Source organism: Rhodopirellula maiorica SM1, assembly GCF_000346295.1.
Taxonomy (GTDB): Bacteria; Planctomycetota; Planctomycetia; order Pirellulales; family Pirellulaceae; genus Novipirellula; species Novipirellula maiorica.
The window spans coordinates 1-21,067 of record NZ_ANOG01000442.1 but is presented as its reverse complement, the minus strand read 5'-3'; the positions used below and the strand labels follow the sequence as shown (position 1 = coordinate 21,067).

Below are 21,067 nucleotides of genomic sequence, written 5' to 3'. Positions count from 1 at the left end.
CGGGTTCGTCGATGATCAGTTTGGATCGCGCCGTTGCCGCCCCCATGTTCGGCAAAGGAGGCGAGATCATTGGGGTCGTCTACGGAGACCGCCGCGTGGTGGACGAACGCAGTAACGAGCCGATCGGCGAACTGGAAGCCACGCTATTAGAAGTGATGGCGAGCGCAGTCGCCTCGGGGTTGGCACGCCAACACGAAGAATCGTTGCGAGCTTCGTTGACTCAGTTTTTCTCGCCTGCGGTAACCGATCGACTCGAAAAAAACGAAAATCTGCTGCTTGGACGTGACGCCGATGTCACCGTTTTGTTTTGTGACATCCGCGGTTTCAGTGCCGTATCCAAACGAGTCGGCCCCGCACGTACGATCGAATGGATCAACGATGTGATGACGGAACTCAGCCAATGTGTGATCGAAACCGACGGCGTTTTGGTCGATTACATTGGTGATGAATTGATGGCGATGTGGGGAGCCCCCGCGCAACAACCCGATCATGCGCTGCGAGCGTGTCGCACGGCTAGTTTGATGCTGAAACAAATCGAGCCGCTTCGTCAAAAGTGGAGTGACATCACCAGCGACCAGTTCGGCTTTGGTATCGGTATCAACACCGGTGTCGCACAGGTTGGCAATACCGGGTCGAAGGTCAAGTTCAAATACGGCCCGCTTGGTAACACCGTCAACGTTGCGAGCCGAGTGCAAGGAATGACGAAAGCATTTGGGGTGCGAGTCCTTCTGACCTCGTCGACACTCAACGAAGTCGAGAAGTGCCAAGGAGCAGCGAGCGAGATTGTGCTGCAAACACGTCACTTGGCGGACGTCAAACCGCTGGGGATCAACGAAGTCGTCACGCTATTCGAACTGAATCCCGACGCCAATCCGAATTGGCAACAGATGCGGCTGAGTTATGAACGGGCGTTGGACTGCTATCACAAAAGTGACCTTGCGGGATCTGCCAAAGAACTCGCATCGCTGGTCTACAAAAATGCCGACGATACGCCGAGCGTGTTGTTGTTAGGCCGAGTGGTGGACGCGTTAACGCACAAGAAAACCGTCGTCGATCCCGTGTTCGTTTTCGAACACAAATAGTGATCGGATCGGTAACGCAACTCGATTTAAACTGGGATGCTTAAACCGGGATACAAAGCAAATGCCTGACGTAGTGGGACTCGCCAGAGTTCATGCTGCTTCAACAATAAATACGGGAATTCTGGCGAATCCCACTACTCGAACATCACCCAATGGGTGCCAAAGTAGATGGCATTGGTCTGACGGCCCTCGGATTGCAAGGGTCGAAAGTCTTGGCGACTTTCGCTACGAATAAAGCTAAGCCGCTAGACAGGGTTCCGACATTGAACCGGGGCTAGCCTGTTGATTTAATGAAGTTTCCTATGGCAAGGGGTGGCTGATGGACTGCCGCGCCTGTCATGGGGGTATTCGACGGACTTGGAAGTCCATCGTACGATTAAATCAACAAGCCGCTAGCGTCCAAACGGCTAACGGGATTTTACCCAATGATTCCTGTCTACCTGCTTAGTCGGAGATTCGGAAGCGGACGCCGCCCAAGTCCTCAGGGAAATCGAAGACCTTTTCGTCAAAGATATCGTCGCTGGTGAACCATGGCGTGCCATCGGGACGGCGATACATCTTCTCGGCCTCGGTCTTGTTTAACGGCCGCGCTCCGATGCGGCCAAAGACCGCGATCTGATTGCCGCTTTCATCGACCGCGCGATCACGGTCGATCCCACGGCTGATTGCCAATGCATGCCCGTTCTTGGGCAACTTATAGCTGGCGACCAAATACGGTTGCGGTCGAGGGCTGAAGCCGTCGTTTCCATGCACCTCGGGACTTGTCAACTGGATCACTCGCAACCCATTCTTGCCATCGGCGACGTAGGCAAATTGGCTGACGTTGGTAATCCCGAGCTGGACATCATGAGCATCATTGATGCAACCATTCGCGTCGTAGATTTGATCGACGTATGCACGAAGCGGATTTTCGACATCCAAGATGGCGAGCCCATGTTTCCCAGCCGCCACGTAAGCGTAAGTCCGCGCGACATAGATGCCATGTGCGTCCTCGAGCGGCACATGATGAACCACATGCGGATGGCTCAGATCGGTGCAATCAAGCACCTTCACCCCTTCTTTGTCGGTGACAAATCCATAGCGGAACTGAACCGCAACGCGATGTGGGTGCTCAAGCTCTTCGTGCCCGATCACACTGGTGACCTTGGGTTGGGTGGGGTCATCTAAATCGACGACCACTAATCCTGCTTCGCAACAAATGTAGGCATAGGTTCCTACGATCGAGATCGACTCGGCTCCGTCCAAAATCCCATCGGGATTGAACGTCAAGGCTCGTTCTAAAAAGTTGTTCAGCGGATTGCCGTCAAGTAATGTACCGGCACCGACCAAAATCAAACCTTCTTCTTTGTCGGAAACGTAGATGTAGGCATACAGAGGATGGATCGCCGATTCTTCATTCGCCGGGTCTTGTTTGCGAGTCGGATCGGGTGCGATGGTGCTCGGTGCGGCTACGCCGGTGGCGTGTTTGGTTCGCACATAGAACCGTTGTCCCAGCGGCGAGACCGGTGCGGTCGTGATCCGCTCGCTAAATGCTTTGTGATCGATGAACGCGATGTCGAAAACGCGGAAGCCACCTTCACCACAAGCGGCATAGACGTACTCGCCTCGGTGTTGCAGATCCAAAATCTCTGGCTTGCGATAACGCAGCGAGAGGGTTTCTAAAATATCGCGACCAGGATGCTCGTGACTATGTTCGAGTTCACGGTCATGTTCGAGATGCTCTTCGTAGTTTTCGGGATAGGCAAGCTGATGCAGCGAGCTACCAATCACCGCTTGCGGCTCGGTGTTCTCGGTCACCACAACCGCTTCGAAACCATGTTCGCCGGCGGCGACGTAACAGTATTTGCCAATAAAGTTGGTGTACCCTGTGCCCTGCATCAACAGCTGAGTCATGATCGCGTTGTTGTCGTTGGCGGCCGAAAGATGGCAATCGGTACAGCTTTTGGTTTCATAAACGCCGCCGTGGCCAGGATCGGTTTCATTGATCAATCCGGCACCCCCGCGAACGGTATGCGGCACATTGGTGCTGAACGCAATGCCGCTCAATCCGTCGCCGCTAATCGTTTGCTGTTGGGTGTAGATTGCCTCGCGGTTGGCGTTGTAGCTGGTCACGTGAATCGCACAACTGCTACGAGCCGGTCCAATTCGATTTCCCGTGACCGTACCATCACGAGCGAGCATAAAGACGTCGTCGCGTAACGTTTGAAAGTTATAGCTAGTCCGGTTTCGAGTGACGTCGCCATCGTTATGCAGTTCCGGCGACTTGATGTTCGCTCGCTGTGGCAAGTGGCAACCGAAACAACTGGGGTTCCACGAGCTATGGCAAGCGATGCACGACATGTTTTCATTGCGGTGGGCACACGCCAACAGATCATCTTTAGTCGTTCCACCCCAAGTCGGACGTCCATCGGCACCCATTCGCACCGTTTTGGCTGCATGCGAGCGAGCGTTGTAGTCGGGATGGTCCGGGCGAACGGTGTCGGCGGTTTGTTTGACTTCCCAATACAGGTCCGGTTCGACGGTGCTGCGTTGGATCAACCGTGGCGGTTTACCAGGTTCACGCAGGATTTCGAAACGGGGCTTGTCAAAAGTCGTGCTGAGCGTCAACAGATTCGTCCCCCCTTGGGGTGCCGCTGGACCGCTGGTCGGCAGGCGTGCCACTTCGCCGGCCTCGAGTTGCTTGTCGACTTTTTCGACCAACGATTCTTCGGCGGTACCATGGCAATCGATACATTGAATCTCGATCGCCGCGCGAACCTCGCCGTACAATTTCGTATTGCCGTGGCTGTCTTGATAGAAGTGACAATCGACGCAGTGCATCCCTTTTTCCATGTGGATGTCTTGCATGTGAACCGGGGCGTCGGGGCGGCACCTGCCAACTTGTTGCTCGGTCGGCGTGGACGGTTTAACCGCCTCTTGCAGTTGTTCGGTCGATACATCCGGTAGCGGATCGTTCTTCCAATCCAACAACGTACCGTGACGGTTTTTCTTGAACACCGCTCGATACACCCAGCCGTGGCCATGGAAATCGGCGAATTGGGTGTGACGCAAATGGGGGTTCAGATCGCTGACGTTGGCTAGAAATTCAGGATCGCTCCAGTGCCCGCGAGCGGCTGCTTCGTTCGGATTGTGCTCGGTTGCCCGCATGTATTCTTCGGCGGTCAAATGTTTTTGTTCTTCCGGGTACATCAACTCGCCATCGGTTTCGTTATCCCACCACATGTAACCGAGATAACTGTTCAACACGTTGGTGCCCGGGTGAATGTGACACACCATGCACTGGCTCGTCGGCATTCGCAATTCGAATTTGTGCTGGATCGGATGGCCGGGTTGGTCCTTGCGAATGGTCGGATCGATGTATTTGACCCATTCGTCGCGTTCGGCTGCCGCAGTGCCATTGTTTCCGTATTTGGCCAAAAATCCGCTGGCGGTGGGACTGCGGTCATTGGCGTACAAAACGTGGCAAGCGCTGCAACCGCTGCTGCGATAGTCGCCGGGATGGTCGTTGGTGCCAAGGAAATTCAACGTCGGATCGAGCAGCCGTGTCTTAGCCAGGCCGATGTAAACCGGATCGGTCCGGTTTTCGGTACCAAGCCCACGCAAACTCAATCGTTCACGAGGACGGCCCGGTTCCTCGAGTCGCTCGGGGATACCGATCTCGGGACGAAAACGACCGCCGCGTTCAAAGATCCGCAATACATTGCCGGGCTGGCTGACCTGATACGGAATCAATGGATTCAGCGACGCCAACACGCCTTTGTGACGCATTTCATATTCAGTGGGCGGCGGTACGGTTTGCATGATCTGTGGCTTGCCATTCATGCTGTACGATTCGCCGTGCTCGGCTCGCTTGTTGCCCGTGGCACCATTGTTGTAAAGTGCCGCGCCCCACAACATACAACCATTGGTCATCATGCTCTTGCGAAGCTGAAGCACTTCGTTGGGGTGACATTGACCGCAGGCAATATGCGCGACTCGCAAATCGCCGGGATTCATAAATCGGATGAATTCAGGCGATTCGTGGTTCAAGATTGTGTAACTGCGAACCGGATTGGCCGAGTCTTTCCAGGCCGGTCCGTACTGAGGCCAAACGTGGGCGGTGCGGATGTCGGTCGCGGTGGCATCGCCGCCGTGACAATCGGTACACCCGATTTGGATCGAGTTCACCGGATGCATGTGGCCGACATCGGTGTGGCAATGGATACATCCGACGCTTTTCGCATGCGCATCGGCGGCGGTTTGGCGAGCGAGATCGTCAAACCGAAGATCCTCGGGAATCGGATAAGACGCGTTGTCGGCGATCCCAAGTCGACGTGCTAAATCCCAAGGATCCTCGCCGCGGCGGCCAATCCCAGGCTCACTCGCTCCGGCCACGCGAGGTTTGCCATGATAGCTGCCCGAAGGAAACGGGATTTTCTGTGCCGGAATGTTTTCAGGTGGGATGTTCGGTGGAGCCGCAGTGACAACCGACGTGGCAATCGAATCCGTCGCGGCAACTTGAGCTACGGGGGAATTCGCTACGGGGGAATTCGCTACGGGGGAATTCGCTGCGGGGGGGTCCGATTCCGATGGTCGACTCGATTTCAGAAAGTCACGAAGCGTCGCGATTCGTTCTTGCGGTGATTGCGCCCAACCAGCCGATGACGACGCCAGACATACAAGAAACGTCAGCTGAAAGATACGTCGGCAGTTCATCAATCCATTCACCCAATCACTGCCAGCGTGTTTGCTAGCTAGAACTCTAGGACCAGTTCGACGAAGCCCGCCACGTGGTTGCGGAGTTCACCGTCGAGATTCTGGTATAGGTCTTCCAATCCATTGCCGCCAATGAGTGTCGCGAGCCCACCCAATAACAGAATGTTATTATTTAGCAGCGGACGGTATTCGAGGCCAGTGCTAATATCGGTGCCGATGAATTTGTTGACTTCGCCTGTAAACAGATAGGTTTCCAGTGATGAGGTATCTTCGAACCAGAGAAAGTTACAGTTGTTGATCGTTTTCAGTCGCGGGGTGATGTCGGCGTCCAAACCTAGGTTAAACAGGTGCAAACCAGGATTGACGAAGTTGGTTTGCCCTTGGAATTTGCTTTGCCGCATGCTCGGATTCAAACTCAAGCGGTTGGTCAACTCGACGCCGAACAGCCGAATGCCTTGACGTCCCCAGTAGCTAAATTCATTTCCGGCAAAGTTTGGATTCGCAAAGATCGCATCGAATCCCGTCGCTTGTTCGTCGTTGGTGTCGCTGTCGCCGGAATTGAACAGATACGACGTGCGGAAACGAACCCAGTCGCGGTCATACGACAATTCGATCGCAGCCATATAGGCACTAATATCGACCTCGCGACCCGCAATCGGATTCAGATCATCGCGGCCGAACACGTAATAAAATGCACTGCTGACATTGATCCGTTCCATGTGGCCGTTGTTCGCGACACCAAAATAATACGAGCGAACATCGTGCGGCTGGAAAACGCCCACGGGATCGGGACGAACCAGAAAATTGTTCTTGTCAAACTCAAACGACGCCCGGTCATGGTTAGCATGAAATGAAATGCTAGCAGTGTTACCAGGGTAGAGAAAGTCTTGGCGATAGTAGTTGGCGATCCAAGTATTTTGGTTGCGATCGTCATCGATGACGTTCAGCAAGCTATTGGTTTCTTTTTCGGTTTGGTCGAACCACATCAAGTTGAACTGATCGCGATTGCTGTGCCGCGTTCCAAACAGCCGAACACCACGGTTAATATCGGCAAAGATGAAACCACGGAAATCGCTGACAAAGGGCTGGCTGCCGACACGGACCGAAGCAAAGTCGTAGTAGGGGCTGAGATCCGAAATTTTGGATTCAAAGAACCATTCTTCCAACGCGAAATCGTCTCGATGACGGCTCGTCCCGTCGCGAACATCGGGGCTGACGACGCCAAGCTCATCTGCCACCAAGTGATTCACGTTGTGAACCAAGTTCAACCGAACTCGCCAATCGTTGGGTTTGAACGAGGTGTTGCCGTGAAACAGATCGATCGCAAACGAGGTGTACTGAGCCGCGAGAAACGAATCGGGATCCCCAAAGAATCCGACCGCGCCTGGGTTGCGAGTCGATTCGAACGGGGTCGTCGGGGTCGGCAGCTGACGGCCTTCGAGCAGCGTCAGACTTTTGCCCGTCAGCTTCAGAAACGTATGCTGACCGATGATGGGATAGTCGCCCTTGAGCACATTTTGGTTGTAGGGATCCCAAAACGCCCCTTCGACGCCCAAATAGTCGTCGTTGACCGGATGCCCTTTCCCGTAGCGGTCGGCGTTGGGTTGCCCCAACCTCCATCGATCCTCGACCGGAATAAAGTGGCTGCTGGTTTGATACTCGGTCGGCAGCACGCCGCTGGGTCCCGTAAACCCATAGGGGGCATCACGAGCCGCAACGTAAAGTGGATTGGTATCGTCGAGCCGATCTAAATTGATCCGCGGCAATTCGAGTCCAGGTTCGAGCGGATCACGCAGTACATCGGGTCGGATGTCCGCATCCAATTCCCCATCATCCTGAATCGGCCTGTTATCCTGAAATGACCTGTCGTCCTGAAAAGGATCGTCGTCCTGGAATGGATCGACGCCGCTTGAATCCGCATCGGGCCGAATTTCCTTGATGATCGAATCGGACGTTTGGCGGACCGTATTGCTCAGCAAATCTCGGAACGAACTCGGCGAACTCGGCTCACCATTCTCTGGCAACGGGGCAAGCCGCTTCTCGGTTTGCTGCGGTGCTGCAGCCTGTCGATCCGGGACAATCTCGAGCTGGACTGTACCGCCCGCCTGTGCGGCCGAGTCGTTTCTGCCGGAATTCAACAATTCTCGCAGTGTCGTATGGGCGATGGCTGGGGAATCAACGCCTTCGTCAGCGCGCAAACTGACTCCGCCCCCAACCAGGGTCAAAGCGATGGCGATCGTGATTCCCCGCAGATCCATCATATTTGTTCAGTCGTCTTCACTCGCCTCAGCAATGATTTCCGGAGGGTGCTACCAGGCTGTGTCTGCCCCCTTCACCCAACTCGCTCGCTAAAGTTATCGGCCGAAAGTGGGGGTTCGCTTTGTGCCGTTTGGTGAAATCGTGCGGATTATTCGGGTTGTCTGGGAAAGCAAAATCGCAATCTGCCTCGTTTCGTCTGTCATCCGAAGTAAGATGAGGGGGGAGGCAGCATTTGATAGCCCTTCGCACGTGCCCTCATCCATCCTGTTCGCTTTCCCCCGTTTTTTTGCGGCGAGTAATCGTGAATCGTATGACAGTTTCATCCCTTGGTCGCCGCCAATCCAAACGGCGTTTATTGGCCGAGCGACTCGAGTCGCGTCACCTGATGGCCGGCGGCGATGTGCTGGGGTTACACAACGACCAATTGCCAGCCGACGTGAACGTCGATGGGCATGTGTCTACACTTGATGCGTTGGTAGTTGTCAATTATCTGCAGCGATTCAACGGCGTCGACGAAGCCACCACGCTCGCCGAAACCGAAGCGGACGCGACATCGCAGTCCATGGTCGATGTCGATAACAACGGCCATGTCAGCGCGCTCGACGCACTGGTTGTGATCAATCATCTGAATCGGATGGGCATCGGTGAATCCGCTGCGGTCGCGGAATTGCCAACGGCCGATTTTGCTAATATCGCCAAAGCGGCACAGGTCGATAGCGACGGGGTGTTCCAAGCCGCCAACGACGAGTTTTTCGCGTCACTCAACGCCGCCGAAAGTCTCGGCGACCAAAATTTGTTGGAAGCAAGTGATGTCGAAACGCTGCTAAAACGTGCTTCGATGGCCACCAGCAGCACCGATGCGATCATTGCGGTGGTCGATCGCAACGGCAAAATTCTTGGCGTCCGGGTCGAAGACGGTGTCAATTCGGATCTACAGAACGATCCCGAACAACTCGCGTTCGCGATCGACGGCGCGGTAGCCAAAGCCCGCACCGCGGCATTCTTTAGCAGCAATGCCGCGCCGCTGACCAGCCGCACGGTTCGCTTCATCAGCCAATCGACGGTCACGCAGCGTGAGGTCGAATCATCACCGATCAGCGACGATCCCGCGTATCGTGGCCCCGGCTTTGTCGCACCGATCGGGGTTGGCGGTCACTTTCCGCCGGAAGTGAATTTTGCCCCACAAGTCGACTTGTTTGCGATTGAACATCAAAGCCGCGACAGCCAGTTGCACGCCGGTGCCGACGGGACGACGGAATCGTTCGTCGACGACGCGGGCATTCATATCGAGGGAGACGATTTTGCACTCGGTTCTCGTTTTAACGCGGATCCTGCGTACGTGCCGCGAAATGCCGACGAATTCTTTCAAACTTGGCCCGAGTCTTACGGCGTCGCAACCGAAACGTTCCTCGACAGCCAATCACGTGGCGTCGCCACGCTGCCCGGCGGTATTCCGCTTTACAAAGCAGTCACCAATCCTAATGGTTCAACGCCCAACGTCCCGCTGAGCGAATCATTCAACTTGGTCGGCGGAATCGGCGTTTTCTTTCCGGGTGAAGACGGCTATGCCACTTACGAGCAAGGGTTCCAGCACGCCAGCGAACGTGGCGGCGTCGCTCAAACCGAGAAAGAACGAACCAATGCGTCGAAGGTGCTCGAAGCCGAATTCACAGCGTTGATTGCCGCCGCCGGCACCGGGCTGGTCGGTCCCTCGGCGTTCGTTCGCGACTTGAGTGAATTCAATAACGCGTTGCCATCGCTTCCCGATTTCTTTTTGCCTACTGGTCGAATTGACCTCGTCGGTATCACGTTAGAAATCTATGGACCGCATCCCGATCAATCCTTTCGTCAACCCGGTATCGATCGTCTGATCAATGTCGGGCGCTCCTTTGCTCGAGGTAGCGATTCGGGTGAAAATAAGGTCGTCAACGCAGATGGCGACACTTTGCTGGTCGGCCAAGCGGTTCCCGAAGGCTGGTTGGTGGCACCGCATGACTCGGCCGTCGATACCGAATTGACCGCCGAGCGAGTCGAGCAGATTATCCTCACCGGTGTCAACGAAGCCGACCGCACGCGGGCGGCGATTCGATTGGATATCGACAATAATTTCCGCCCCGGTGCGAAAACTCGCATGGTACTTGCCGTCGCTGATACCAACGGCGAACTGCTGGGGCTGTACCGAATGCCCGATGCGACCGTCTTTTCGATTGACGTGTCGATCGCCAAAGCTCGCAACACTGCCTACTACGCCGACGCCGATGCCTTGCAAGCGGTCGACCGCATCGACTTTAACGGCGACGACATGTTTGGACCGATTACTCAGTCGCTGGAAAACTCATCGGGCGATACCGTACCGCTGGGCACCGCACTGACGAATCGCACCTTCCGTTTTATTGTCGAACCTCGCTATCCGACCGGATCCAACGTCGATCCGTCGCTCGCCGGTGGATTGCAAAACGATCCGACCGCGGATCTGTGTGATCAAAAACCAGGGCAATGCCAACAGATCGCCCCGCACAGCATCCTGCGAACCGCGGGAATCAATCCGGTCACCGCCGAGAATGTCGTCAACGACCAACCACTGGACTTTGACGTCTACGGCCGTGCAACGACCGACAGCTTCCTAGCATTTGATGCCTTCAACCCGAGCCGCAACTTCCGCGACCCAGGCGACGCGGTCATCGTGGCGGGCAGCGATGAAGTGCAACCACTTGCCAACCAAAACGGTGTCGTCTTTTTCCCTGGCAGCTCGCCGCTGTACATCGGCGATTCGCGAACGACGCTCGTTGGCGGATTTGGCGTTAGCGGTGATGGGGTCGATCAAGACGATGTGGTCACGTTTGCCGGGCAACAAGGATTTGATCCCAACGCCTCGATCCGTGTCGATCAATACGTTGTCGGCGGTGTGCGGTTGCCGTTCCAGAAATTCAATCGAAATCCATTTGCTAGCTGAGGCACGGTAAACCTTGCCGGTTTTTCCAGCTGTGATGGATGACCGGATTCCCCGCGGCAAGGTGGTGCGATTGTGCCGATCCTTTTGGCAAGGCTTTTTGTTTTCTTGCCAAACGGATAGATGATGAGTATCTCGAATCGACTTCGATCGATCACGTTCGCGGCGTTGGGTTTCGCGATCACGCTAACCGCAGTTTCCACAGCGGTCGCCAAAGCCCCAGCGGATTACGAGTTATCCAACGGGCACGGGCACGGGCACGGGCACGAGTACGAGCACGAGTACGAGCACGAGTACGAGCACGAGTACGAGTACGAGCACGAGTACGAGCACGGGCACGGGCATGGGCATGCGAATATTCATCGGCACGGTGATACGGCGCATCACGGAATCAGCCAAGATCCGGGACATCCTCGCAAACCCAAGCACGAGCAACCGGGCGACGTCAATCGTGGCGATTGCCCGCCCAAGCGATATCGGATGAATGATTGTGCTCGTGCCGGGAACCCTCATTGCGTTGCACCTTGGGCCAAATGCAGCCCCAACAAAAAGTACAGTGCTTGGTACGTCGGCGGCGGAGCGGCGTTCACCAAAGTCCCCGATTTGCATCCGGGTCTCTTGCACCGAGGACGCGACCGTAAAACCAACGCGGACGATGGTTACGGCGAAGGCACTTGGGGGATGGACTACAGCGGCTTATTCGGTCACGCCAATGTGTGGCTAAAATACACCTGTGGCCGCAAACAAGGAGGCGAAGGAGCGTATCGTACCGACGGTGAACCCAAAGTCATCGCACGCGCCAAATCGCTGTTCGAACACGTCCATGGGAACCACTGAGGAACAAGTGGATAATGAAGTGCCCCGTTTCCGCTCAAGCGAGCCCGGTCAACGTGCCGGTGGCGTCTTGGAATTGATCGGTCTGGACCCCCATCTTTTGCGCCACAGTAAGCAGCACGTTGGATAGCGGCGGATGACGATCGGGATCATGGGCAAGATGGTGACCGTGTTTCAAACCCCATGCTCCGCCGCCCGCAACGATCAGCGGCAAATTCTTGGGTGAATGTTCGCCTCGCTCGCCGCTGTTCATCCCCGAACCGTAGACCACCATCGTGTGATCAAGCATCGAGCGACCGCCTTCTTCGGTCTGCTTTAGGAACGTCAGGAAGCGGCCGAGTCGCTCCAAAAATCCACGGTCGATGACGCCAAGTTTTTTGAGCATCCCAGCGTCGCCACCATGATGCGATAGCTCGTGATGGTTCTCGCCACCAGGACCATGACCGCCCGCCTCACGTGACCATTCAAACGAGATCACTCGCGTGGTATCGGTAACGAACGCCAGATAACAAATTTCAAGCATGACATCAATCCACATCGTGCGGTCATGGGCGTTGCCGGGCTGGCTGTTCAGTTGCAATCCGCGATCATCCACCTCAGGTTTTGGCACATCGATCCAATCAACTTGTCGTTGTACGCGAAGCTCGGTTTCGCGGACCGACGCCAGATACTCATTGAGTTTCTTTTGATCCGAGTGTCCGAGTTTCTTCGCGAGTGATTTTGCCTCGCTCGCGACGTCATCGAGGATACTTCGCTTTTCCGCGAACCGACGCAGCGTCGCCGCCCGCGACGATGCATCATCCGGGACAAACAGCCGCTCGAACAAACGTTTGGGACTGTTCTCGGCGGGCAGCGGCGTGCCGTTACGATCAAATGAAAGCGTGTGACTATGTAGCGCACTTCCAGTCCCCGAGCCATCGGAAAGTTGCAATGAAGGGAACCGTGTCGCCGCCCCCACCTTTTCGGCAATCAACTGATCGACCGAGATCGTGTTCGAGTAATCTTTGCCAGGGACCGCGCGAAGATCGGCGCCAGTCAACCATGTGTCCGCACCACTATGCCCGCCAGTGGCATTGGGATGGCCGAGCCCACTGATCACGGACAAATCGGCCCGATGATCGGAAACGGCTGCAAGCGTAGGCGAGAGCGTGTAATCGGCACCGCGATTTGCAGGCATCCATTCCAGGATGTTCACACCATTGGGAACGTAGCAAAAGATCGCACGCGGAGTCGGCTTGACGTTCGATTGTAATAGTGGCTTGAAGGTCGACGGTGCCGCGAGCAAGGTTTGCGGCATCATTGCCTCTAACAGCGGCAAGCCAATAGCGGCTCCACAACCGCGAAGAACGGTACGGCGTGAAAGTGGTTTGCGGGCGATCGAATTCATCATCAAGTTCCTAACAGCCAAATGTGGGATAGGCTTCCCAGCCTGTCATCAACCAGCTTACTTCGTCTTAAACGCTTCCGATTGAACGATCGCCACAATCAGTGATCGCAATGTGTATTGATTTCGTTTCATCGTGGCGACAAAGTCACGGACAGTGTCTCGGTCGGAAAACCCAAGCTCGCGGCCCAGTGCATAGGTCGTCAATTTGGACGCCAATCCGCTGAGAAACAGATCCTCGTTTTTCAACAACTCCGATTGCAATCCCTCGACGCCGATGAATTCGCTGCCATCGGGCATCTTCGCACTTGCGTCAATCTGCGGATCGTTTTTGCCGATCCGCCCATTGTATCCGTGACCTTCCTGGTCACGCCATTCACCACATGCATTAAAGTTCTCAAGGGCAAAGCCGAGCGGATCGATTTTGTTGTGGCATCGAGCACAAGCGGGGTTCTGACGGTGAATGGTCAATCGATCGCGGACGGTTGCCTTGTCGATCCCAGGCACCTTGGTTGGTATCTCGCCTACGTTGGCCACCGGTAATCCTGGATCCGTACCAAGCATCGTTTTCATCACCCACACGCCTCGCGTCACCGGTGACGTACGGGTGCCGTTAGACGTGATGCAGTGGATCGACGCTTGGGTGACCAACCCGCCACGATGCGAATCAGCTGGCACCGAAACACGGCGAAACGCATCGCCTTTTACTCCCGCAATGCCATAGAACCTGGCAAGTCGCTCGTTGACCGTAACGAAGTCGCTCTCGATCAAGTGGCGTGAATCGACATCGTGACGAAGGATCTCGGCAAAGAAAGCTTCCGTCTCTTGCACCATTGAAACTTCGAGATGACGATCGTATTTGGGATACAAGGTTGACGTGGGCGGGTTCGCCCCCACGTTGCGAAGCCCGAGCCATTGCCCTGCAAAATTCTCGACGAACGCATCGTTCTTCGAATCCGCAAGCATCCGAGTGACTTGATCCTCGAGTACTTCGGGCTTGGCGAGTTCACCGCGAGAGGCAAGCCGAAACAGTTCGTTATCGGGCATCGATGACCACAGGAAATACGAGAGCCGAGACGCCAGTTCGTATTGGTTCAGCGGACGTGGCGACTCGCTCGCAGCTTCTGGTTCGGCAAGGTACAAGAAGTGAGGCGACGCCAATACAGCGGCAAGCGGCACTTTGATCGCCTCGATAAACGTCGGCTTGTGCTCGCGATATTTTCGATAGAGAGCAAGCTTTGCATCCACTTCCCCATCGTCCACGGGACGACGATACGCTCGCGTCATGAACCGCCGGATCACTTCGCGCGCGTACGCGTTTTCGTCTTTGTCTTTATTTGGCGAATCGAACAACAATCGAGCATGGCTCTCCGGCGGCCATTGCGAATACATCGGACCTGATAATTCGATCCAGTCGACAAGCAATTCGGGACGCGCAAACTCATCGCGATCCTGCATCCAAAAATTCTCTAACACGCGTGGAACGTTGTAGACATTGTTCAATTTCACGCCAGCTTTCTCGGTCGTAAAGCGAGCGCGTACTTCATACACCGCCGGATCCGACGGCGAGGCCGCGACATCAAACTCGCCGATCACTTTCGGTGTGCCACCGAGATTGATTGCGACTTTGACACGGGGTGGTCCATAGTCATACATGCGGTCGGTTTGAAAGTGCAATAAATCTCGCTCAACCCGTTCGGTTTCACGCTTCTCAGATCCAGGCTTTTTTGCAATCGCTTCATCACGACGTGTTTGCAGGATCGACTTGGCCGACGCAACCACCTCGGCACGCGAGGGGACTCGGCCAGCGGCGCAAATGCGGATGATGTATTCACCAGCGGACGGGACTTTGAAATCACGAAATCCAATCGATTTGTTCCATGCGTCATGATGCACGACGGTAAACGCGCCCTCCGTCGTATTGTCACCATCGTTCAGCAGGATGTTGTTGCCGTCATGCTTGACCCGCAAACGATCGGTCCCTTCCGCATTTTGCTCCGGTTCAAAATGCCATTTGATCGACGCAGGTTGTTCGCCTTCGACCAGCGCATGATCAAGGATTGTTCGCGCTGCGGAGTAGTAAAGTTCCATTTGCAGCGGCGACATGGTCAGCGCCTCGCCAATGTTGTCAAAACCGCCTGCCGGAGGATCTTCGGGAAACGCCTCCGCAGGATCGAAATCGACGCCGACCAGATCGCGGATCGTGTTGTTGTACTCTGCGCGATTCATCCGGCGCAGCACCACGCGTGTCGCTCGTTTCGCAATCTCGGCTTGGGCGAGAGAGGACTCGAGCCATTTCGCAAACGCGGCTGCCGCTTCCATCGACGGTTGCTTTTCGTCTTCAGGCGGCATCTCGTGAGCGTTGATGGAATTGAGCACTTCCGCCCACATCGACGAAATCAGAGGGTCCGCAAAATCGGTCGAGAGCGTATCGAGTCGCAGTTCGCCTTCCTGCTGCTCAGGCCCATGACACTGCACACAATAGCTCTTCAAGAACGAACGATGGTTACTGCTTAGTTCCGCAGCCTCGGTTTGTCCTACGAGAAAGATCGTGAAGAAGCAAAACAGAGAGAGCGTGAAAAAGTGTTTCGTCATTGGATCAATCGATAATTGCGACCTCGATACGAGGCTTTTCGGTTGGCGAGGTAATTTCCCCAAAAGTTTTGGCGACTTTCACTACAACAAGATGTCTTTGACAACACGACCGTGGACATCGGTCAACCGAAAATCACGTCCGGCATGGCGGTAGGTCAGCCGGGTGTGATCGATTCCCATCTGGTTCAAAATGGTCGCGTGCAAATCGTGCACATCGACCTGTCCGTGAACGATCGATTTGCCGATGTCATCGGTTTCGCCGTGCACGATGCCTCCTTTGACGCCACCGCCAGCGAGCCAAATCGAAAAACAATCGCCATGGTGACCGCGTCCAAATTTACCCTCTTTCGTAGGTGTGCGTCCAAATTCGGTCGCCCACACGATCAATGTTTCCTCGAACATTCCGCGTTGCTTCAAGTCGCGGATTAATGCGGCCAAGGGTTGATCAGCCGCTTTGGCGAGTGGCACATGCTCTTTCATGTTGCCGTGCGAATCCCAATTGGGCCGCGAACCGCTGTCGACCAGCTCGATGAACCGCACGCCACGCTCGGCTAACCGTCGGGCGACGATGCATTGCCAAGCAAAACTTTTGGTGTCACCTCGCTTCAAACCGTACATGCCGAGGGTCTTGTCGTCCTCTTGCTGCACGTCAAAAGCTTCAGGCCCCGCGGTCTGCATATGAAACGCGGTTTCATAGCTTTTGATCCGGGCGGCGAGTCGTGAATCGTCACTGCGTCCGGCAAGATATTGACGATTCAATTGATCAACCAGCCCCAACTCCATTTGCTGGATGCGTTCCTGAGTGGTTTTGGCAGCCAGATTCGCGATCGGCTCGTTGCCCGGGATCACTCGTGTTCCCTGGTGATACGCTGGCAAAAAATCACTGGCGTAAACCTGAGTCCCCCCATAGGGCAGATGCGGTGCGATGACGATAAACGAGGGCAGATTTTGGTTGACCGTGCCCAAGCCATAGCTGAGCCACGATCCCATGCTCGGCCGTGTGAAGGTCGCCGAACCGGTGTGCATCCCGACCGCGGCTTCGGTGTGATCAAAATGTGCCGACTTCATTGATCGAATTAAACAGATGTCTTGCATCGAATCGCGCAGGTGCGGAAACAGATCGCTGACAACGGTTCCACATTGCTTGTTCGCGTTCGACGGAAACACGCTGCCCATCAATTTGTCTTTGCCGCTGCCGTCGCGGCCATTGCCAGAAGATTTCGTATCAAACGTATCGATGTGCGATACACCGCCGGTAGCGAACACCATGATGATCCGCTTGGCCTTGGCGGGAAAATGCGTAGGTTTCGGTGTCAACGGCTCAGCCGACAACGACGTGGACTCCTCCGCCGCCATCAACTCGGAAACGATGGCCGGAAACAAAATGGAACCGCCAATCAACGAGCGGATCGAATTGCGACGCGTGACGCGGGGTCGATTCATCGTGTCAGTCGTGGGTGGGTTGGATCAATCAACATACAAAAACTCATTGGTTCGCAGCATCGATCGTATGAAGGCGGTCCAAGTTTCTCGCTCGCGATCGTCTTTGGATTTTGCCGATTGCATACCTGCGGATTGTTTTAGAACATCGTTCATTGACCGCATCCATTGGGTGATGTCGATGCGTTCGGTGTCGGTGGGCGGGCGGCCAAGAATCAATTCAAATGCTCGAACCATCCGGGCACCGGAGTCCGCGTCGTCGTGCAGCAAGCGAACCGCCAACTTCTCGGCACGATCATGAACGAAGGGATCATTCATCAGGTACAACGACTGGACGGTCGTCACACTGCTGTCACGCTGCGATGTGCAGGCATTGGGATCGGCACCATCAAACGTTGTAAAAAACGATCGTGCATTCAGCCGAGCCATCATCAAATACACACTCCGCCGGTTCGAATCATAGACGTCACGAAACGGATGATGCTGAGTGTATTTCCACTTATCCGATGGCGGAAACGGATGCGGTTCGCGTGGCATCGAAAGATCCAATTCACCGCTCAGCATCAGCAGCGTGTCACGTAGCGATTCGGCATCGAGACGCTGACGATTGAACCGCCAATGCCAATCGTTGTTGGGATCGATTTGGATTGCGACCGTATTGTCATCACCACGTGAGCTCAATTGATAAGTGCGAGAGAGCATGATGCGCCGGTGCATCTGCTTGATCGACCATCCATCGGCGATAAAACGCGACGCCAACCAATCAAGCAACTCGGGATGCGTTGGCGGCGATCCACGAATGCCAAAGTCGCTGGGCGTTTGGACAAGCCCCACTGAAAAATGATGTTGCCAAATTCGATTGACCATCACGCGAGCGGTGAGCGGATTGTCGGCGGCAGTCAACCACATCGCCAACGACAATCGGCCACTTTGCCGAGTCTCTTCCGCAGGCAACACCTGACCTCCCAACACTTCGAGAAAGCGACGAGCAATCACATCGCCGTGTTGTTGCGGCTCGCCACGTCGGTGCACTGCGGCGTCGCCCGCGTCTCCTTCGCTCATCGCATACACGAGCGTCTTCGTGGGTTTGCCATTTTCAACGAGCGGCACAAAGTCACGCGGTTTCGAATCGAGTTCGATGCCGGGGAACGGATACTGGCTGCTTTCCAAAATGCCATACAATCCGTAATAGTCGTCTTGCGAGATCGGATCAAATTTATGGTCGTGACATCGAGCACACGCGATCGTCATCCCCAACACGGTGCGACCGATATTGTCGAGCGAATCTTCGATCGTCAAATGTTGCGGATAGTCCTTCACAACCGAACCGAATCGCCGCGATATCGCCAAGTAACCTGTGGCAATCGTCTGCTCGTTTCGCTGCGTGTCGGAGGCCGCAGGCAATAAATCGCCTGCGATTTGCTCTCGCACGAATTGATCGTATGGTTTGTCGGCGTTCAGCGAATCAATGATGTAGTTTCGATACCGGTAGGCTGACGGAATCGGATAGTCCGAGTTATCGCCGGCTGTGTCGGCATAACGAACCAAGTCCATCCAGTGTCGTCCCCAACGCTCGCCGTAGTGGGGCGAATCGAGCAACCGATCGACAACCTTGGCAAACGCGTCCGGGGATTCATCCGCCAAGAATGCATGAACGTCGTCCGGCGATGGTGGCAAACCAGTCAAATCAAAGCTGGCCCGCCGAATCAACGTTCGTTTGTCCGCGTCACCGATCGGCGCCAGTCCATGCCGGTCACGTTCCGCCGCGACAAACCGATCGATCTCGTTGTAAGGCCAACTTGCATCGCGAGGTTCGGGTAGGGTGGGATTCCTCAGCGGCCGCAGCGACCAGTGCCTACGAGCCTTGTCCACATCGATCTTCTTGCGAACGAACCGGGTCGCCTGGTGACGAGGATCGGGAGCCCCCATTTTGACCCACGTTTCCAAATCGGCAATCTCGGCGTTGGATAGTTTGCTATCCGGCGGCATCTCCATCGCATCGTCATAGCGTACCGCTTGGATCAACAAACTATGCTCGACATCGCCGGGAACCACGGCCGGCCCACTGTCACCACCACGATGCAGCGTCGGTCGCGAATCGACCAACAATCCGCCTTGTAGCTCGTCGCTTTCACTGCTGTGACACTCGTAGCAATGCGTGGCCAACAACGGCCGAATGCGGTTTTCAAAGAACGCCAACTGGTCTTCACTGATCGGTGGATCGTTGGATCCATCATGCTTGCCACGCCACAGTTCGATGCCGGAAAAATTCGCCGCACCTCCCTTGCTGGTCAATTCGATCGATCCGTCGCGGACATCGACATACCACGGCCCCAACTTTTTCCATGTTCCGGCGTTGCCGCTGTGGAAACGAGAAACGACGCGTTTTCCGTCGACGCGAATCTCGTAGGTCTCGGATTTGTTGTCTTCCCACACGTACAGAAACAGGGTGAACGTGCCGCCAGGAAGATGTTTTAGCTCGATGCGATTTCCGTTCCATCGACTGCTGCGAATCATCTTCGCTCGATCAGCATCCGTCGACGGGATCAGAGCGACGTTTTGTTGTTCAAACGCTTTGTCGTTGCAAACGTAGTTTTTCGAGTCGCGTCCTTCCCAAACGTTGCCGTCAATCACGACCTCGGGGCCATTCAAGTTCAACCCACGAAAAAATACCGCATGCTCGCTGGCGTCCAAAGCGGACGTCAACGCCATCAACATGACGAGGGTACGGACAACACGAACAGAGAAGTGCACTCGCAAAACTCCTGGGCAGCAATCATGGTGGGCTCTCGACACTCGCTTTGCGAGGCACCGAGAATGAAAGGCTGGGGAAAAGTCCAGGAGGGAAGAATCCAAGTGCGTGGATTGCCGGTCCGAATATCGACCACTATTCCCTCGGGCCGTCTCAACCCCACCGATTATAGGCGTCGCTTTGCCAAGTCACGCAGGAATTTCGCTCTGAAGTCAATAGATTTCGGAAAATGGCATTCCCATTTCGCGTCAAAACGCGGTTCCACTACGTACATCGTAGTGGACGGAATGCAGCTGCTGCGGTTACAGGTCGGCTAGCTGGTTTTCGGCGTCGCCAAAGTGATCGAGTTTGACGTCCATTCGGTCCATCAGCGAAAGGTACAAGCTGCACAACTTTCGATTCTCATCCCCCTTGTCGATGTAATCGAGGACGCGACCGGTTTCCAGTTCGCCGGACAAGCCGCCGGTCAACAACACCGGAACCTTGCTGGAATCGTGTGCGTTGCCTGACCACATGCTGGAAATAAACAGCAAACACGAATGGTCCAACACCGTGCCGTCGCCTTCGGGCATCGCGTCCAACTTGCTGGCCAAGTAGGCGTATTGGCTGCAATAGTACCGCGAGATCCGTTCATACTCGTCCGACTTGTCGCGATGCGAGGCCGAGTGATGCGTGCTTTGCACATCGAGGAACGGATAAAACAATCCGGACAAGTCGCGGTTCAGTAGCAGCGTGGCGACGCGAGATTTGTCGGTCTGGAATCCGAGCGCAACGATGTCACACATCAACCGCATGTGTTCGCGAATGTCTTCGGGCAATCCATCGTCGGGCCGTTTCATCATCGCAATCGTTTTGCCATTGTCTTTGGCTCGCGCGGCGGCCTTGTCGCGTGCCGCTCGCATCGACGCGGCTCGCTTTTCAACCTCGCGAACGCTGCTGAGATACTCTTCGATTTTGGCCCTGTCCGCCGAGCTAACGCGGTGGCTCAGCGACACAGCGTCGTCGCGAACTCGGTCCAAGATGCTCTCGTTCCGGCGGCTGCCGTGATTGTCAAACAACGCATCAAACGCGAGCGA

Annotated in this window: 10 protein-coding genes; 3 read left to right on the top strand and 7 right to left on the bottom strand. The window is 55.3% G+C overall.

Annotated features, from left to right (window positions below):
- Positions 1-1,082: adenylate/guanylate cyclase domain-containing protein (locus tag RMSM_RS14105; protein WP_040766584.1), on the top strand; the 1,082-nt coding region annotated here is incomplete at its 5' end.
- A gap of 444 nt (positions 1,083-1,526) precedes the next feature.
- Here RMSM_RS14105 and RMSM_RS14100 read toward each other — a convergent pair.
- The gene (locus RMSM_RS14100; protein ID WP_173405124.1) at positions 1,527-5,777 is read right to left on the bottom strand and encodes an LVIVD repeat-containing protein; all 4,251 of its coding nucleotides are present in this window, start codon (positions 5,775-5,777) and stop codon (positions 1,527-1,529) included.
- A gap of 38 nt (positions 5,778-5,815) precedes the next feature.
- Positions 5,816-8,038, bottom strand: coding sequence for a hypothetical protein (locus tag RMSM_RS14095; RefSeq protein ID WP_008697157.1), 2,223 nt, complete (start codon positions 8,036-8,038; stop codon positions 5,816-5,818).
- 308 nt (positions 8,039-8,346) lie between these two features.
- On the opposite strand from RMSM_RS14095, the gene RMSM_RS14090 reads away from it, so the two are divergent.
- Positions 8,347-10,989 (top strand): dockerin type I domain-containing protein, encoded by a 2,643-nt coding sequence (locus tag RMSM_RS14090; RefSeq protein ID WP_008697155.1) that lies wholly within the window; start codon positions 8,347-8,349, stop codon positions 10,987-10,989.
- A 120-nt stretch (positions 10,990-11,109) separates the two neighbouring features.
- Positions 11,110-11,823, top strand: a complete 714-nt coding sequence (locus RMSM_RS36855; RefSeq protein WP_008697153.1) for a hypothetical protein — start codon at positions 11,110-11,112, stop codon at positions 11,821-11,823.
- A 34-nt stretch (positions 11,824-11,857) separates the two neighbouring features.
- Here RMSM_RS36855 and RMSM_RS14080 read toward each other — a convergent pair whose 3' ends face one another.
- From RMSM_RS14080 to RMSM_RS14060, 5 genes are all read right to left on the bottom strand, one after another.
- Entirely contained in the window at positions 11,858-13,210 is a 1,353-nt protein-coding gene (locus RMSM_RS14080) for a DUF1552 domain-containing protein (protein ID WP_008697152.1), read from the bottom strand.
- A 54-nt stretch (positions 13,211-13,264) separates the two neighbouring features.
- A complete protein-coding gene (locus RMSM_RS14075) occupies positions 13,265-15,799 on the bottom strand; it encodes a DUF1592 domain-containing protein (protein ID WP_008697150.1) in 2,535 nt (844 codons plus the stop codon).
- Between the two features lie 81 nt (positions 15,800-15,880).
- Positions 15,881-17,242, bottom strand: a complete 1,362-nt coding sequence (locus RMSM_RS14070) for a DUF1501 domain-containing protein (RefSeq protein ID WP_008697148.1) — start codon at positions 17,240-17,242, stop codon at positions 15,881-15,883.
- Positions 17,243-17,266: 24 nt separating this feature from the next.
- Complete coding sequence (locus RMSM_RS14065) at positions 17,267-19,993, bottom strand: PSD1 and planctomycete cytochrome C domain-containing protein (protein ID WP_201767034.1); 2,727 nt, start codon at positions 19,991-19,993, stop codon at positions 17,267-17,269.
- A gap of 300 nt (positions 19,994-20,293) precedes the next feature.
- Positions 20,294-21,067, bottom strand: a 774-nt coding sequence (locus tag RMSM_RS14060) for a DUF1552 domain-containing protein (RefSeq protein ID WP_040766573.1), incomplete at its 5' end; no start/stop codon positions are given.

What these genes read in the sequence shown, in the direction of transcription:
- RMSM_RS14090 (WP_008697155.1), top strand. Translation starts at nt 8,347, where the DNA reads ATGACAGTTTCATCCCTTGGTCGCCGCCAATCCAAACGGCGTTTATTG.
- RMSM_RS14075 (WP_008697150.1), bottom strand. Translation starts at nt 15,799, where the DNA reads ATGACGAAACACTTTTTCACGCTCTCTCTGTTTTGCTTCTTCACGATC.
- RMSM_RS14100 (WP_173405124.1), bottom strand. Translation starts at nt 5,777, where the DNA reads ATGAACTGCCGACGTATCTTTCAGCTGACGTTTCTTGTATGTCTGGCG.
- RMSM_RS36855 (WP_008697153.1), top strand. Translation starts at nt 11,110, where the DNA reads ATGATGAGTATCTCGAATCGACTTCGATCGATCACGTTCGCGGCGTTG.
- RMSM_RS14080 (WP_008697152.1), bottom strand. Translation starts at nt 13,210, where the DNA reads ATGATGAATTCGATCGCCCGCAAACCACTTTCACGCCGTACCGTTCTT.
- RMSM_RS14070 (WP_008697148.1), bottom strand. Translation starts at nt 17,242, where the DNA reads ATGAATCGACCCCGCGTCACGCGTCGCAATTCGATCCGCTCGTTGATT.
- RMSM_RS14095 (WP_008697157.1), bottom strand. Translation starts at nt 8,038, where the DNA reads ATGATGGATCTGCGGGGAATCACGATCGCCATCGCTTTGACCCTGGTT.